Raw genomic sequence first — 17,559 nt, forward strand, 5'->3', positions numbered from 1 at the left:
AATTCCGACGACGGTGGTCGGTTTCTCTGTGCGCTGATTTACCGCCGCCAAACCGCGACACATTAACCGTTTGCGCGGAACGCGCGACGCCCGAAACGGCAAGGAAGCCGCCCGCCCGTCGCCCTCCCCAGGGAGTGGCAGGGCATTAAAACGTAAAGGATGACAGGCAATGCCAGCCAAACCGCCAACCAGAGGCATCACAACCGTCTCGGTCCATAAACCGCCGCCTGATTACTCAATAATCCGGCCCGGTTTCCCGCCGCTCTTCGATGGCCAGCCGTCGCACAGAATCCTCACACGCCCGACACCGACAACGGTGCCGACATCGGTCGACATCGGGCTCAACCGCATTGTCTCCGCGCCTGCGCGGGCAACGGTCAGCACGACCGCGGTTTCGGAATCTGCCGCAGTCGTGCGCGAACGTCCCCTGAAGGATTACTGGATCACTTCGCTGGTCGTGCTCCCGGTGGCCGGTGCCGAAGGCATTTCGACCCTCAAGGGACGCCAGTATGTCCAGGTACCGGAAGGTGGCACCGTGCAGGTAGAGCTGGACGCTGCCAGCGGCTTCTACCGGGCGAAATTGCCCAGCGAACTGCATCCATCGGGACCGCTTTTGCAATTCGCGGCCGAGAGCCGTCTGTGGCATCCCATCGAAACCTGGGCGCCAGCTGACTACCCGTTATCCACGACTCGGCTGGAAGCATTTCGCACCGATCTGGATTTCAGCACGGTCGAGCCGGACGGCGATGGCCTGTATCGCTTCAGTGGCAAACTGTATGTGGAAATCGAGAATCACGCCTATCAGGTCCTGCATGATCCTGATGGCTCAACGCCGCACAGGACAGTGATGCGCATCGTTCGGCCGGACGATCCGATCGCCACCGACGCCACGAATGTTTACGTCGCATCCCGTTCCGGCAGGTCGGAACCGATCGTTTTCGATGCTCGCTACGGCTGGCGCGGGACCACCGTGACGGGGGCCGCCGGGATGCCGGGAGGGAAAGTAGCGCCCCTCTCATGGAAGCATTTGGAGGTCAAAATCAGACTTGGCCGTTTCGACAGGCGAATCACGCAAGATCACGCTAGAAGTGAGCACCTGAGGGATGTGTGCCAGAGCATCAGGAATGCAGGAGGTGAGCGCACCGAAAGGATCAGAAGCGAAACAATGGCATTGCTTGATCGCGAATTACATAGCCACCAAGCGCTGGGATTCCTTGCAAAAGCAATAAAATTCCACAAGAAATGGAAACCCGAGATAAGGCGATTGGTAAAGAAAGAAGATTACATAAACAGAATGATTGCGCTGCAAAAGAGCCAAATGGGCTTCTACGAGCAACTGATCGAATGCGGCTTGACACGCCACGCGCTGGGGGGCCCGCTGATCGACGTTGACAGGCTCCCGCGAACAACCAGAGTCCTGAGCAGAATGCTCGGCTACATGAGAGAGCGCCAGCTCATCGCCGACAATCTGGTGAAAACATGGCGGATGTCGCCGGACGAATTCAGTGCATACGCTCTGACCCCCATGGACACTCATGACGTCGTGGCTACGTGGGTCTTGACCAAAAGCCTGATGCTGGACGACCAGCAACCAGCCGGTGACTACCCTCGGGCATCCGAGCTGGCGGCCGGGTTTGGTCAGGCAACCTTCGTTTACGGAGCGCTTGGCAAAATCCCGGAAACTTCGCACCCTGCGATATTGAATGACCTGCTCCAGGAATGCACAGCCATTCGCGAATGGTACGAGCGCCTTGATCTGGCACCCGGCGAGCAAGCAACCTCACGCACGGAAATCACCGCCGAGCTCAAAAAATTCGAAGAGACGCTGGCGCATCGCCTGAACCAATATCACCAGCAGCTTGAAGGTCCGCTGCTGCCGGTCGACGATCAGGCGATTGACTTCGAGTATGTCCCGGCCCAGGACAGAACCGGCGTCCAACCGCCGCCCAAACGCATTTTCAAGGCAAAGAAACACGGCATCTACAAGATCAATGTCGGCGAATCGCGCCGCACCGCGCACAACGAAGAAGTCATCGACGTGCGCAATCTCCACGACCCGCAACAGCCAGTACAGACCTATGAACAAAGAGAAGGTGAATGGCGCCCCGTGCGGACAACGCAGGACACCCCCCTGCCCAGGCTGATTGTCAGAGCCAATCGGAACCTTGAACAAACCGACGCGCATGTGCGCGCCGCCCTGCGCGAAGAGGAACAAAAAAACCATCCGGACAACATTGTCGAGATGCTTGAGCGCAAGGCCGGGACAATGGATGAGATCGCCCTTCAGCTACTGCAACATGCGCCGGCCGATGGCGAGACAGGCGCGTTGATTCAGCGTCTGCACGATGCCAGTGAACGCCTCCACAGCGAGGGCGAAAACATTCGTATCCGGATCTACAAGGACAGACATTTTCTGAGCCCCGCCCGACTGCTGTATCTGATCGACAAGGGCGAAGTGAGTGCGCAAAAAATCGAGACACGATTGAAACGTGGCAAGGGGCAGAAGCGGGATTTCATCGACATCTATCTGCTGACTGATGCGCACACCCACGACCATCTCTGGCACGCGCACTTTCATTACGCAAAACCGGATACACCCGATCTGAACTTCAATACACGCGGCGCGCACCTCAAAACTCTTGAGCAAAGCAGTCTGGGTGTTCGTTCGCAGCAAAGGGAAGAGTTGGCGCAACGGCCACACGTGCCTATCTGGCGCGAACCGCTCAATGGACGCACAGCGCAGAAAATCTTCGACCTGGCCGCCGCCTCTGCTCACCCCCATGACACAGCCTCAGGCAATGACGCCGAACAGGCTGGCAGCTTCCGTTGAAGAAGCTACCGTGCAACGACTACAAGGAATGTAAGACATGCCAATCAAAACGCCTTCCAAAGGCACTGCAACCGTTTCTGTCCATCGCCAACCGGATATGTCAGGGGACCCACTCGCGCTACGCCCTGCCCTCCCTGACACAACCCTGCGACCGGGCTTCGAAACTGCAACGTCGATCGATCCGCAATTCCGACCGGGCAGGCCACCAGGCAGCATCGACCACGACGCAATCACTCCAGCGCCTATCGTTAACGTGCACACATTGACATCGCCGAACGAAACACCCCTCGCCGCCTTTCTACCGCTGGAGCATTATCGGGTGATGGCCGCTGCCAGCTTGCCAGCAGCCAATACCGAGGGTTTCAGAGTTCATAAAGGCCGCCAATACGTCGACGTGATCGATGTCGGGATTGTGCTGGTCGCCAAGGACGCCGACACCGGACTGTACCGGGCGCATCTTGCAAGCGAATCGAAACCTTCCGGCCCGGTTTTGTTCCGCGATCGCGATAGCGGATTGTGGCGGGCAAACGATGACGACCACCTCAATACTGCCCCTCTCACCCATGTCGGCCTGCAAGCGTTTCGCACGGATCTGGACTTCAGCACCAGCGAACCCGACACCGACGGTTTGTTTCGACACGACGGCAAGCGCTACGCGCTCATCCACGATCATGCTTATCAGGTAATGCTTGATAGAGATGGATCTACGCCGGTGCAAAAGGTCTGGCGCATTGTTAATGCCAAGGATCCCGTGGCCATTGATGATGACAACATCTATCACGCCAGCCGCAGTGGAGAGTCGCGGGCCGTCACCCGCAACGCCAACAACACCTGGGTTGCTGTCTCCACCGGCTTGCTGGGAGGTATGCGGCGCCAGGAGGCGATCCCGATTCTGCTGCAACGGTATGAGCCATTCGTCACGAGAATGAACGAGATCAACGATTCCGCTGAGCGCTATTACGTGCTTGCGGCGCAAGCGGATGCTCTGCCGAGCGGAAGCGCCGGGCGGACGGCGGCGTTGATTGCCGTTGAAGTTCACTTGCTCAAGCACATCAAAAAGCAGGCTGACAATTTGCAGTCGATACTCGACCACAAATCCTGGTTGATTCATCTGAAAGCCAACGGAGTTTTCGCCGAAGAGCTGCACGCCCTGCGCCTGGATCAAGTGAAATACCTGAACCGACTGATGAAGGTCATGAACTTGAGGGGCGAGTCTGCATTCACCACTCTCACCGCTGAGAACTGTATAAAAATCATCAGCTTCATGAAAAAAAAGCTGAAGCTTCTCGAAGAACGGGAAGTGGTGATGGGGCAGATCCTGAAAGCAGACCGAGGAGCAGCGCCCGTACTTGCAGAATTCCGTAATGAAGTGGCCACGGCCGAGCGAATCAACTTCTACAAGTTGAACATGTACGTCCATTTGTTCGCAGGCACGCCTGACTACCCGCCAAACGTGACCATGCGCTCGCTTCACTCCATCGACGTAATCACCGGCGATCTGCAATACATTCCCGAAGGCGCGCAGTCGTTGTCGCTGATGCTGACCCTCGATCAAATAAGAGGTGAGAGAGGCCGCTTTGCAGCAGAGCTGTCGGCAGGCAGCGTCAAAGCCGAGTACGCCAGGGAGATCCTCGCGCTGACCGATCAGTTCGAGACCGGCATCGAAACCCGCTTGAAAGCAATCTTTGCCTCGTTCAACCGCAATACCGAGCTGCCCAGCCTGGATCAGAAAATTGACTTCGACTTCATTCCGCCCCAGCCAAGCGATAGCGTGCCAGCCCGACCGCCGTCGACGAGGAAAGTGTTCCGTACCCGACGGCACGGCACTTCCAGAGTAATGGTTGGCGACACGGAAACCGCCGCAGACGGCAGCGTTATCGTCAAGGTTTGCAACCCGATCCAGCCGAATGGCCCGGTCGAACGATACGAAAAAAGACAAGGTGAATGGCTGCCTGTTCGCCCGCCCATCGTCAGCACTCCGCGGCCGGAACTGATCGCCGAGGCCAACCGCTTATTGGTCGACGTTGAAAAGCACATTGCCCGGGCACGCACCCGAGAAACCGCTAAAAACAATCCGACGGAAATAATTGAAGAGCTGGAAAAAGCCATCGACCCGCTCAATGAACAGGCACGCCGCCTGCAAAACCACGATACAGCAGTCGAGGATCCCGAGATCCAGAGCGTGAGCGAGCACTTGCAAAGAGCTGCAGACACACTGTCCGCGCATGGCCAAAGCGTGCTGGTGCGGATGTATAAGAACAAGGACGTGCTGGACACTTTGCGGCTGAATTATCTGATCGATCACGCTGAGCTGAATGCCGTCAAAACGGTTGACCGTAAACAGCTGGGCAAAGGCCGGGACAAATCCTTTCTCGACGTTTACTCGATCAGGGATAGCGCTAACGATGCGCCGTTGTGGGAAGCGCATTTTCACTATGAAAAACAGAGCAGCGAGCCGCTGAACTTCACCATCAAGGGCAGCCATCTCAAAACGCTGGAACAGAGCAGACGCGGCATCGAGTCCCAACGCCGCGACGAGCAGGCCGGCCTGCCCCACGTACCAGTCTGGCGCCAATATCTCGATGGACGCACAGCGCAGAAAATCTTCGACCTGGCCGCCGCCTCTGCTCACCCCCATGACACAGTCTCAGGCAATGACGCCGAACAGGCTGGCAGCTTCCGTTGAAGAAGCCACCGTGCAACGACTACAAGGAATGTAAGACATGCCAAGCAAAACGCCGTCCAAAGTGACGCTCTCCGGTAATTTACATCTTCGACCGGACACATCCGTAGTTACGCCCCCGCCACGCCTCAACCTGACGCCGCGCCCCGGCCTGGATCCGACTACGTTGAGCGGCCCTTCAATCCGCCCGAACCGGCCCATAGACGGCATCGATCCTGATGCAATCATCGCTGCCCCGAATGTCACAGTGCATGCGGCTGCATCAGTGCAAGAGACCATGGCTGACGTTGGCCACCCTTTTGAGCATTACCGCCTCGCAGCAACGATCGGCTTGCCTGACGCTGGTGCCGAAGGCCTGAGGACATTCAAGGGCCGCCACTACGCTGAAATGGCCGATGGTGGCTTTGTGCAGGTGGGCAAGGATTCGCAGAGCGGCCTCTGGCGCGCCAGACTGGCGAGCGAATCGACCCCCTCCGGACCGCTGTTGCTGCAAGACCCCGAGAGCGGGCAATGGCATACGCTGGAGTCTTCGCAGCCGAGCACCTTCGCATTATCGGGGGCACGTCTGCAGGCGTTCCGCACCCCGCTCGATTTCAGTAACAGCTCGCGCGACAGCGACGGGCTGCACCGCCATGACGGCAAACTCTACGCAGTGATCGATAATCACAGCTATCAGGTCTTGCACGATCACGATGCTTCGACACCCCTGGCCGAGGTGATGCGCATCGTCCGCCCTGAAGATCCTGTTGCCGCTGACGTCGATAACATCTACAGCGCCACGCGCCCGGGCAGATCAGAACCTGTTGTCTTCGATGCCCACCAGGGCTGGCAGGGCATTGTCGTCGGAGGGGCCGGCGGAATGCAGCGTGGCAGTCCCGACCAACCGGCTCCATCGGGGCTGCGGGAGCGGTTCAATACCGCGATCAACCGACTGCGCACGCCACAATCGCGACTGCGAAAACTCTATCCTTCTCTGAGCAGCGAGGAAATCCGCTCCCTGCTGCGTAGCCAGGGCGACGATGTACAAGGCTTTTTGACGCGCGTCGAGACTGAATACAAGACCCTGAAAATGGAGCTCGCGAGCTGGCTTAAATCTACCGAACTGTCCGGCGGGGCGGCTCATCCCTCGGTGGAGCGTGCCACGCAAGAGATCAAGCGCTGTTGGAAAAGGCAGACGGGAACAATGCTGCAACTGGATCTTGGCGACGCAGGCATTGTTCCGCTGTCCGCAGATTTCAGCCATGTACGCACGCTGCACTTGCAGGCGGTGGCATGGTCGGCGGGATCCGAAACTTTTCTCACCGGGTTCACCGCCCTTGAACGCTTGAAAATCAACGCCTCGACGCTCGATAAACCGCCGGCGAACCTCGCACAGATGCTCAGTCTCAAGGAGCTGGACCTGCGAGCGAACCGTATTGAACTGAGCGAGCAAACCGCCAGCGAGCTGGCTTCGCTCAGCCAACTGGAAAAACTCGATCTGTCGGACAACCCGCTGGGCAGGACCCCGGATTTCAGCGGCATGCTCCAGCTCAAGTCCGTGAGGCTGCGCAATACACAACTGGATGAGTGGCCAACCGGGCTGCAACATCAACTGGCGATGGAGTCGCTCGACCTGCGCAATAACCGACTGCGTGAAATTCCGCAGACAGTCATCAACCCGGCGAGTGACCAATTGCTCGCCATTGCCAACATCAACCGCGTTACCCTGATCGAAGGCAACCCCTTCGCCAGCGGCTATTGGCGATTGCTGGAAGTCTACTGGCAGCGTGTCACTGCCGAATATCCGGCGCTGCTCACCAGCGCTCGCACGGATGCATTCCGGATTGACCGCGACATCCCCGAAGTCGCCATGCTGCTGCGGATGTATCCGGAGAAAACCGCGCTGACTGCCCGGCAATACCTGATAGACCTGGGGGATGGCGCAGAAGCCACGATCAGCCGGCGTTTCGAGGAGTTCAAGGTGCTCGACGCGCAACTGCAGGCCTACGTCGCCGGCAGCCAGGCGGGAACATCCAGCGCCGCCGGCCGAGAAAGGACTCGGGCAGAGTACATTGCCCGGACTATCAAGGACTGCTGGCTCCGGGAGTCGACGGGCCTCATGCTGCCACCATTGCACGGACCGCTACCGCCATTGACTGCCGACTTCAGTCGGTTGAAGTTGCTCTCCCTTGATAGCGTTGTCTGGTCCGACACTGCCGACACGTTCCTGTCGCGCTTGCCTGAACTGGAAATCCTGACGATCACCAACTCCGGCCTGGAAAAACTGCCCGCCGGCATCAGCGCGATGCCCCGGCTCGCCCATGTGGATCTGACGTCAAACCAGATAAAACTGGATGAAAACAGTGCAGGTGCATTGAGCGCGCGGCACCAACTGGCCACCATCAAGCTGTCTGATAATCCACTCCAGGTATTGCCCGATTTCAGCGCGATGTCCGGGTTGCAGACGCTGGAGTTGAGGAACACCGGAATCAGCGAGTGGCCCACCGGCCTCGCTGACAAGACCACCTTGACCGGACTCGACCTCAGCGACAATAAACTGCGCAGCGTTCCCGACGCCCACATCAACCCGCCGGCTGATCAATTGGCCCTGGTCGCGCGCATCAACAACTGTATTTTGCTTGAGGGCAACGACTTCCCTTCGCCTTACTGGAGAAAGTTTGATCGCTACTGGCGAAGACTCAACGAACTGCATCCAGAGTTGATGACCCCGGCCCACCCCACCGTATTCGATAGCGAGAACTCGCGCGCGCAACGCTACCGCCGACTGTTTCCGCGCAAAAGCATCAAGGCCTGCCGGGAATTTATCTGGAACCATGACAAGGCCACTATTGCGCCGAAACTGTTGGCACTCGAGCAGGATTTCGCCTTGTTGAAAAACCAGCTGGACAACTGGGTATTTTCGGGAGGCAGCAATCCTCTGCGCTATATCCGCGTCAATCAGTTACAGACCAACACGCGAACCCGCAACGAGCGCATTGAGGCACGGGATCGGATCATCAGCTGCTGGCGGCAGGAAACGCCGCAGAAACATGCCTTCGACGGCACGCCGATAGGCCTGGAACTGGATTTGAGCGGCCTCACGTTGCCGACCCTGCCGGATCTGAACACCGACTTCGGCCATGTCGGCTCGCTCAAACTCAACAACATGAATCTGACCGAATCCCCGGAAGGTTTCCTGACTCGCTTCCGGCACGTGCGCTGGTTGAACATGGCCAACAATCGTCTCAGGGATCTCCCGCCGGCGATCGGTGAAATGCACGGGATGACCCGTCTGTTCCTGCAGGGTAACCAACTCGAACTCACTGCCGAGACCGCACAGATCCTGGCCGGGAGAACGACCCTGAGGGCATTGTGGATACAAGATAACCCGCACTTGAACGTGAGCCCGGACTTCAGCGCGATCACTGATATGCGTGAGGTCGACATGTCAAACACGGGCATTGAAAGCTGGCCAGCCGGACTGTTCGATCAGCCCCAACTGGGCAAGGTGCTTCTGAACAACAACAGGATCACCTTCCTGCCCGGCTTTGTCGTGTCACCGGCAGCGGATCGCCTGACGCATTCGATTCAGGTCAACAGCGGCACTCAGATAAGCAATAACCCCCTGAGCGCACTCACTCGAGAACGCCTGGCCGATTACGGTGAGCGGCTGAACCGCTCCGCAACCTCGCTTTACAATCCTGTGAACCTGCTGACGACGTCAGCTCCGGCAGTCCGCCCGCAATCACTGGTAACGAACTCTGCAACGATCTATTCGCAGCTGACCTCCGGTATGACGGCAACCGAAGCGAAGAAACGCACCGTGCAGCTGGACGGACTGAAAGCCCATGACGGCTCGGATGGCTTTTTCACTATCATTTCCAAACTTGGCCACCACGCCGATTTCCGCCGACAGGTCTGGGACGTGGTCGACGCCATCAGCGAGAACAACGCGCAATCACGCGCTCTGCGCAGAGAAGTTTTTGATCGCGCCTGCGAAGCCGGCTGCACTGACCTTGCCGCCGCCACGTTTACTGACCTGCAAGTCCTGACCATGACGCACACGGCCAGGCTGCAGGCTAGGCAAGACGGGGATGGCGCTCGACTGGTGGATTTGTCCAGAGGTCTGTTCAGGCTCAAGCTCGTCGATGATCTGGCCGCAGCAGACATCGCTGCGAGCAGGGCAATCGTCAACGATCCCCAGGCTTCAGCGAGTGAGCGCAGTACCCAGCGCCAGCGCCTGCGCGATCCGCATGAAATGACCATGGCCTACCGCTTTGGCCTCAAGGATCAGCTGCAATTGCCGTTTCAGCCACAGACACTGTCCTTTATCGGCATGGCCGGCGTCACACCGCCCATGCTGGAAGTTGCCTACCGTAAAGTCATCGCCTTGAACGACTCCCCCGAAGAGTTTCAGGCTCTGGTGTCGATGGATTTCTGGCAGGACTTCATCACGCACAAATATTCGTCCCGGTTCGACGCCGCGCGTCAACCCTATCAACAGAGGCAGGCGGCACTGGACGAGCACTTTGCGAAAAAAGTACTGACTCAGGCCGAATACGACACGCAAACCAATGACGTCACTGCACAACTGGCCATTAGCGAAGCGACGCTGATCCAGTCGTTGACGCACGAGGAAATTCGCCCCGGCGGCGCCGTGGAAACGCCTGCCGGCAGCGAGACGGCAGCTTCGGCCGATTGAAGTCGACCACGACAGCAGGCCGGGTGATCCGGTCTGCTGTTATTCGTCGTCGTCGAAGTTGTAACTGCCCGGTGCGAGGTTTTCAAAACGGGTGTACTTGCCGATGAACGCCAGCCGAATGAAACCGATCGGGCCGTTACGCTGTTTGCCGATGATGATTTCGGCGATGCCCTTGTGCTCGGTTTCCGGGTGATACACCTCGTCGCGGTAAACGAACATGATCACGTCGGCGTCCTGCTCGATCGCTCCTGATTCGCGCAAGTCGGAGTTGACCGGGCGTTTGTTGGGACGTTGTTCGAGAGAGCGATTGAGCTGCGACAGGGCAACTACCGGGCAGTTGAATTCCTTGGCCAGGGCTTTCAGCGATCGCGAGATCTCGGAAATTTCGTTGGTACGGTTGTCACCACTGGAACCGGGGATCTGCATCAGTTGCAAGTAGTCGATCATGATCAGGCCAACGTCACCGTGCTCACGCACCAGACGCCGGGTCCGCGCGCGCATTTCCGAAGGGCTGATACCGGCGGTGTCATCGATGAACAGTTTGCGGTCGTTGAGCAGGTTGACTGCCGAAGTCAGGCGCGGCCAGTCATCGTCTTCGAGTTGGCCGGAACGCACCTTGGTCTGATCGATCCGGCCGAGCGACGACAGCATACGCATGATCAGCGATTCGCCTGGCATCTCGAGGGAGTAGACCAGCACCGCTTTTTCGCTGCGCAATACGGCGTTTTCCACCAGGTTCATCGCGAAGGTGGTTTTCCCCATCGATGGACGACCGGCAACGATGATCAGGTCGGACGGCTGCAAGCCGCTGGTCTTCTCGTCGAGGTCGGTGTAGCCGGTGGACAGGCCGGTGATCGCGTCGGCGGTGTTGAACAAGGTATCGATGCGGTCGATGGCCTTGGTCAGCAGCTCGTTGACGCCGACCGGTCCGCCGGTCTTCGGCCGCGCTTCGGCGATCTGGAAGATCTGCCGTTCGGCTTCGTCGAGGATTTCTTCGGCGGTACGGCCTTCCGGGTTGAAAGCGCTGTCGGCGATCTCGGTGCTGATGCCGATCAGTTGGCGCAACGTCGCCCGCTGGCGGACGATCTGCGCATAGGCCTTGATGTTGGCGACCGACGGCGTATTTTTTGCCAGTTCGCCAAGGTAGCCGAGGCCGCCGACCTGCGACGTCTGACCTTCCTTGTCCAGTTGTTCGGCAAGAGTCACGACGTCGATCGGCGAGTTCTGATCGGCCAGTTTGGCAATGGCACGAAAGATCAGGCGGTGGTCATGTCGGTAGAAATCGCCGTCGGAGACTTGATCGAGCACGCGTTCCCAGGCGTTGTTGTCCAGCATCAGACCACCGAGTACGGCCTGTTCGGCCTCGATGGAATGCGGCGGCACCTTCAGGGCAGCGGTTTGCAGATCGTATTGCTCGGGAGCGGAGATATCGTTCATGGCCACTTGAGTATTAGTGAAAAGCAGGGAATTCAGAAAGACAAAGGGCACGACCTGTAAACAGGATCGTGCCCGATGTTAACCGTCTGACGGACAAGCCGCCAGCCGATCGATGTTGCTTAAGCTGCTACCACGACAACGCGTACGGTGGCTTCAACTTCGGCGTGCAGGTGCACGGCCACGTCGAATTCACCCACGTTGCGGATGGTGCCGTTCGGCAGACGAACTTCGCTCTTCTGCACTTCAACGCCGGAGGCGGTCAGTGCGTCAGCGATGTCGTGAGTACCGATCGAACCGAACAGCTTGCCTTCGTCGCCAGCGGTGGCAGTGATGGTCACTTCCAGCTCGGCCAGTTGGGCAGCACGGCTTTCAGCCGATGCTTTACGGTCTGCGGCAGCTTTTTCCAGCTCGGCGCGACGCTCTTCGAACGCAGCCAGGTTGGCAGCGGTCGCAGCGGTAGCCTTGCCGAAAGGCAGCAGGTAGTTACGGCCGTAACCGGCCTTAACGTTTACTTTGTCGCCCAGGTTGCCCAGGTTGGCGATTTTTTCCAGAAGGATCAGTTGCATGTGAAAATCCTCTAACTTTTAACCTTCACCGTTCGCGCTATCGGTGTCTTTCGACACGTGACGACCGCGAAAATCAATCAGGCTGTCGACAATGGCCAGAACCACGAGCAACGGATAGATCAGCTGCATGAACAACAGCAGCGTGACGTACAACCCCACCAGCCAGAAACCGGCCAGTCGCTTCTGCCCGACCAGCCCGTGAATCAGGGCCAGCCCGGCGAACACCAGCGGTACACTGCACAACGGCGTCAACATGGCCATCTGTGCACCGAGATTCGGGCCCAGAAGCATCAACGCCAGCAGTAACATCGCCGGCCCCAGCGGGATGCGGATGGCGCGAAACTCGCGACCGAAACCACCCGGGTTGTACAACAACGCCTGCCAATGCCGCCCGACAATCAGGCTCAGCACGCTGACGATCTGCAACAGGGCCGCAATCAGTCCGGTCAGGACCGGCGCAATCAGGGACGCGAAACGCGCTTGCTCATCGACCGACAATTGCTTGTAGGTCTCACCGAGGAGCGCTGGCATGACCTTTATGAGGGCCTGTGCAAGCATCTCGATCTGGGCCGCAAACGCGACCCCGAGCACCACTGAAAACACCACTCCGATCACTACGCTGACCAGCAGCGTGCGGACCCAGGATTCGCTTGCGCGCAAAACCAACGCAAGCCCCGAAGACCCCAGCAGCACCAGAAGTGCCCGTGGGTCATCGGCATACAGCCACCAGATCAAGGCTGGCAGCAGTCCCAGCGACAGCACGCCCAGGGCGTCCGTCAATCCGCGCCGCAGCAGCACAAGGCTCCCGGCGGCAGCACCCAACCAATACAACAACGGCAATGTTGCACATCCGGCCACCACGAGAGTGGCCTGCATTCGGCCTCGCATGATGAACTCAGCTAAGGCGCGCATGCATTCAATCCTTTGCTACTTGTCGACTGCCCGGTCTCAGCGGCCGTGGCTGTCGGTGTAGGCCAGCAGGGCCAGGAAGCGGGCGCGCTTGATAGCGGTGGCCAGCTGACGCTGATAACGAGCTTTGGTACCGGTGATGCGGCTTGGAACGATTTTGCCGGTCTCGGATACGTAGGCTTTCAGAGTGTTGAGATCTTTGTAATCGATCTCTTTCACGTCTTCAGCGGTGAAGCGGCAGAATTTACGACGACGGAAGAAACGTGCCATTTGATAGGCTCCTTAATAAGGTCCGTGGATTACTCGTCAGCGTTATCGCTGTTGTCGCTGTCATCACTGTCGGTGCCTTCGGCGCCTTCGTGCTCAGGACGGTCGCGACGCTCACGGCGCTCACTGCGGTTTTCTTCAGCCTTGAGCATCTCGGACTGGCCGGTAACGGCTTCGTCGCGACGGATGACCAGGTTACGGATCACTGCATCGTTGTAGCGGAAGTTGTCTTCCAGCTCGGCCAGGGCCTTGCCAGTGCACTCAACGTTCAGCATCACGTAGTGAGCCTTGTGAACATTGTTGATTGCGTAGGCCAGTTGACGACGGCCCCAGTCTTCCAGACGGTGGATTTTGCCGCCGTCTTCTTCGATCAGCTTGGTGTAACGCTCAACCATGCCGCCGACTTGCTCGCTCTGATCCGGGTGGACCAGAAAGATGATTTCGTAATGACGCATGAATGCTCCTTACGGGTTGTAGCCTGCCGCTCAAAAACGGTCAGACAAGGAGTGAATGACACTTATGGACTTGCTGGCGCGGGGCACATGCGTGCCTGCCGTCACAGCAAGGGGCGCAATTGTAGAGAAGGGACTGCGGGCGCGCAAGGCAATTGGTGAATATTTGAACAGCAGCTATGAGCTGCAAGCCTCAAGCTGCAAGCAGACCGCTTTTCACTTGACGCTTGCAGCTTGCAGCTTGCAGCTTATGGCTTGCGCGAAGCGCGCGCTTTCGCCCCGCGCTGGCGCTGCGCTTCGAACAGGCACACGCCGGTGGCGACCGAGACGTTGAGGCTGCTGACGCTGCCAGCCATCGGCAGATTCACCAGATAGTCACAGTGCTCGCGGGTCAGACGACGCATGCCTTTGCCTTCGGCGCCCATGATCAGGATGGTCGGGCCGGTCAGGTCCTGGTCATAGATGCTGACCTCGGCTTCACCAGCGGTGCCGACTACCCAGAGACCGCGCTGCTGAAGCTTTTCCAGAGTACGCGCCAGGTTGGTCACGGCCACCAGCGGAATCACTTCCGCTGCGCCGCAAGCGACTTTGCGCACAACCGGGGTCAGCGTAGCTGACTTGTCCTTCGGCACGATCACCGCCAGCGCACCGGCCGCATCGGCCGAACGCAGGCAGGCGCCGAGGTTGTGCGGATCGGTCACGCCGTCGAGCACCAGCAACAGCGGCGCGCCTTCGGTGCGATCGAGCAGTTCGTCGAGCATTGCCTCGCCCCAGACCTGGCTCGGGCTGACTTCCGCTACCACGCCCTGATGCACGCCTTCAACCCAGGCGTCCATTTCGCGACGCTCGGCCTGGCCGACCTGCACACGGTTTTCGTTGGCCAGTTCGACCAGCGTCTGCACGCGCGGATCGTTGCGGCTTTCCGCCAGCCAGATCTGCTTGACGCGTTTGGGGTGGTGACGCAGCAACGCTTCTACCGCGTGAACGCCGTAGATTTTTTCCAACTGACTCATGACTTCGCCTTCGGTTTACGCGCCCCGCCGCTTTTGGCTGGAGCGGAGCCCGCTTTCGGCGGACCCTTGCGGTGTTTGCTCGGCTTGGCTGGCTTGCCGTCGGTCGCCCTGTCAGGCGCCGACCGCCCGGTCTTTCCCCCGGACGCCGCTTTACCACCGTTTTTCGCATCGGCCAGCAAGGCCTTCTTCAATTCACGGCTTTTGCGCAGCTCGGCGTTTTTCGCCACGGCATCGCTTGGGCGATAGGCTTCGGCAACCTTTTCCTTGGCCGGACGACGGCTGGCGGTTTTCGCTGGAGCCTTTTCTTCCGCAACCTTGGCAGCTGGCGCAGCGGTTTCGGCGCCACGTTTCTTGCGACCGATCGGCGCGCTGATGGTTTTTTCCGCCATCTCGAAATCGATCTTGCGCTCGTCGAGGTCGACGCGCATGACCCGCACTTCGACGGTGTCGCCAAGACGGAAGCTGCGACCGGTGCGCTCGCCCGCCAAGCGGTGGTGTACAGGATCGAAGTGGTAGTAATCACCCGGCAGCGCAGTGACGTGGACCAGACCTTCGACGTAGATATCGGTCAGTTCGACGAACAGACCAAACCCGGTGACGGCAGTGATCACGCCCGGGAAAGACTCGCCGACGCGATCCTTCATGAACTCGCACTTGAGCCAGTTCACCACGTCGCGGGTCGCTTCGTCAGCGCGGCGCTCGCTCATCGAGCACTGCTCGCCGAGCTGCTCCAGCGCCGCTTCGTCATACGGATAGATGCGCGCCTTCGGAATGGTCATCGCCCCGGCACGACGAACGTGCGGGGTGTCCTGTTTGGAATGGATCACGCTGCGGATCGCGCGGTGCGTGAGCAGATCCGGGTAACGGCGGATCGGCGAGGTGAAGTGGGTATAGGCTTCGTAATTCAGGCCGAAGTGACCATCGTTTTCAGCGCTGTATACCGCCTGGCTCAACGAACGCAGCATAACTGTCTGGATCAGATGGAAATCCGGACGATCCTTGATGCTCGCGAGCAGGGCCTGATAATCCTTCGGCGACGGACCGTCCTTGCCCTTGTGCAGGGACAGGCCGAGCTCACCCAGGAAAGCGCGCAGCTTTTCCAGACGCTCTGGCGGCGGGCCGGCGTGAACGCGATACAACGCAGGAATTTCGTGCTTCTTGAGGAATTCGGCGGTGGCGACGTTGGCCGCTAGCATGCATTCCTCGATCAGCTTGTGCGCATCGTTGCGCACGGTCGGACGGATTTCGGCGATCTTGCGCTCGGAACCGAAGATGATCCGGGTTTCCTGGGTTTCGAAATCGATCGCGCCACGCACGTGACGGGCGGCCAACAACACCTTGTACAACGCGTAGAGCTGCTTGAGATGCGGCACGACGTCGGTGTATTCGCCACGCAATTTGCGCGCTTCGGTAGCTTTCGGCGTTTCCAGCATCGCACTGACCTTGTTGTAGGTCAGACGGGCGTGCGAATGGATCACCGCTTCATAGAAGCAGTAGTCGGTCATTTCGCCGGACTTGGAGATGGTCATCTCGCAAACCATGGCCAGACGATCAACTTGCGGGTTCAGCGAGCACAGGCCATTGGACAGTTGCTCTGGCAGCATCGGAATCACGCGCTCGGGGAAGTACACCGAGTTGCCGCGAACCTGAGCTTCGTTGTCCAGCGCCGAGCCGATCTTCACGTAGCTGGAGACGTCGGCAATCGCCACGTACAACTTCCAGCCGCCGGAGAACAGACGCAGCTTGCCCGGTTTGGCTTCGCAGTAAACCGCGTCGTCGAAGTCGCGGGCGTCTTCGCCGTCGATAGTGACGAACGGCAAGTGACGCAAGTCGATGCGCTTCTCTTTGTCTTTTTCTTCGACTTCCGGCTTCAGTTTGGCCGCTTCCTTCAGCACGGCTTCAGGCCAGACGTGCGGAATATCGTAGGTGCGCAACGCAACATCGATTTCCATGCCCGGCGCCATATAGTTGCCGACCACTTCGACCACATCGCCTTGCGGCTGGAAGCGCGGCGTTGGCCAGTGAGTGATTTTCACTTCGACGAACTGACCGATCTGCGCGTTGGCGTTGCGGCCCGGCGTCACCAGCACTTCCTGCTGGATCTTCGGATTGTCGGCAACGACGAAACCGATACCGCCTTCTTCGAAATAGCGGCCGACGATGGTTTCGTGAGCGCGGGAAACCACTTCGACGATTACGCCTTCACGGCGACCACGACGGTCGAGACCGGAAACCCGGGCCAGCGCGCGGTCACCGTCGAACACCAGACGCATTTGCGCCGGGCTCATGAACAGGTCGTCGCTGCCGTCGTCCGGCACCAGAAAGCCGAAACCGTCACGGTGACCGCTGATGCGGCCGAGGATCAGGTCGAGCTTGTCCACCGGCGCGTAAGTGCCACGGCGGGTATAAATCAATTGAGCGTCACGCTCCATTGCGCGCAAGCGGCGGCGCAGGGCCTCGATCTGGTCCTCTGTGGTCAGACCAAACTCTTCGACCAGTTGCTCGCGGGCAGCAGGCGAACCCCGATCGGCGAGGTGCGCCAGGATCAGTTCGCGGCTGGGAATAGGGTTTTCGTATTTTTCCGCTTCACGAGCGGCCTCGGGATCGAGGGACTGCCAATCGGCCATTAGAGAGTTTTCACCTTGTCTATATACGGGTTAGTTTGGCATAGGCGCCGGGAAACGGGAAATTTCCCAATCTATAAGGCCTTACAAGGCCCTG

10 protein-coding genes are annotated in these 17,559 nt (G+C 59.0%); 3 read left to right on the forward strand and 7 right to left on the reverse strand.

The window, feature by feature from the left end:
* The first annotated feature begins 169 nt into the window (after positions 1 to 169).
* Genes GXB78_RS00565 through GXB78_RS00575 form a run of 3 tightly spaced genes read left to right on the forward strand, consistent with a single transcriptional unit; the run spans position 170 to position 10,194 of the window.
* A complete protein-coding gene (locus tag GXB78_RS00565) occupies positions 170 to 2,830 on the forward strand; it encodes a hypothetical protein (protein ID WP_329513728.1) in 2,661 nt (886 codons plus the stop codon).
* A gap of 37 nt (positions 2,831 to 2,867) precedes the next feature.
* The gene (locus GXB78_RS00570) at positions 2,868 to 5,516 is read left to right on the forward strand and encodes a hypothetical protein (protein ID WP_329513729.1); all 2,649 of its coding nucleotides are present in this window, start codon (positions 2,868 to 2,870) and stop codon (positions 5,514 to 5,516) included.
* 37 nt (positions 5,517 to 5,553) lie between these two features.
* Positions 5,554 to 10,194, forward strand: coding sequence for an NEL-type E3 ubiquitin ligase domain-containing protein (locus GXB78_RS00575; protein ID WP_329513730.1), 4,641 nt, complete (start codon positions 5,554 to 5,556; stop codon positions 10,192 to 10,194).
* A gap of 39 nt (positions 10,195 to 10,233) precedes the next feature.
* On the opposite strand, the gene dnaB is transcribed toward GXB78_RS00575, so the two are convergent.
* The 7 genes from dnaB to rnr all read right to left on the reverse strand — a co-directional run bounded on the left by dnaB (position 10,234) and on the right by rnr (position 17,465).
* On the reverse strand, positions 10,234 to 11,631 hold the full coding sequence (gene dnaB / locus GXB78_RS00580; protein ID WP_016771936.1) for a replicative DNA helicase: 1,398 nt from the start codon (positions 11,629 to 11,631) through the stop codon (positions 10,234 to 10,236).
* A gap of 119 nt (positions 11,632 to 11,750) precedes the next feature.
* Positions 11,751 to 12,197: a 50S ribosomal protein L9 gene (gene rplI / locus GXB78_RS00585; protein WP_003221136.1), complete on the reverse strand. Its 447-nt coding sequence runs from the start codon at positions 12,195 to 12,197 to the stop codon at positions 11,751 to 11,753.
* 18 nt (positions 12,198 to 12,215) lie between these two features.
* Positions 12,216 to 13,109: a hypothetical protein gene (locus tag GXB78_RS00590; RefSeq protein WP_016771937.1), complete on the reverse strand. Its 894-nt coding sequence runs from the start codon at positions 13,107 to 13,109 to the stop codon at positions 12,216 to 12,218.
* 36 nt (positions 13,110 to 13,145) lie between these two features.
* Positions 13,146 to 13,376: a 30S ribosomal protein S18 gene (gene rpsR / locus GXB78_RS00595; protein ID WP_002551829.1), complete on the reverse strand. Its 231-nt coding sequence runs from the start codon at positions 13,374 to 13,376 to the stop codon at positions 13,146 to 13,148.
* Positions 13,377 to 13,405: 29 nt separating this feature from the next.
* The gene (gene rpsF, locus GXB78_RS00600) at positions 13,406 to 13,828 is read right to left on the reverse strand and encodes a 30S ribosomal protein S6 (RefSeq protein WP_016771938.1); all 423 of its coding nucleotides are present in this window, start codon (positions 13,826 to 13,828) and stop codon (positions 13,406 to 13,408) included.
* 245 nt (positions 13,829 to 14,073) lie between these two features.
* Positions 14,074 to 14,838 (reverse strand): 23S rRNA (guanosine(2251)-2'-O)-methyltransferase RlmB, encoded by a 765-nt coding sequence (gene rlmB / locus GXB78_RS00605; protein WP_090280791.1) that lies wholly within the window; start codon positions 14,836 to 14,838, stop codon positions 14,074 to 14,076.
* On the reverse strand, positions 14,835 to 17,465 hold the full coding sequence (gene rnr, locus GXB78_RS00610) for a ribonuclease R (RefSeq protein ID WP_329513731.1): 2,631 nt from the start codon (positions 17,463 to 17,465) through the stop codon (positions 14,835 to 14,837). Before rnr ends, rlmB begins: the two co-directional genes overlap by 4 nt.
* Positions 17,466 to 17,559: the final 94 nt, after the last annotated feature.

The organism is Pseudomonas moraviensis subsp. stanleyae, from assembly GCF_036283065.1.
GTDB lineage: Bacteria > Pseudomonadota > Gammaproteobacteria > Pseudomonadales > Pseudomonadaceae > Aquipseudomonas > Aquipseudomonas stanleyae.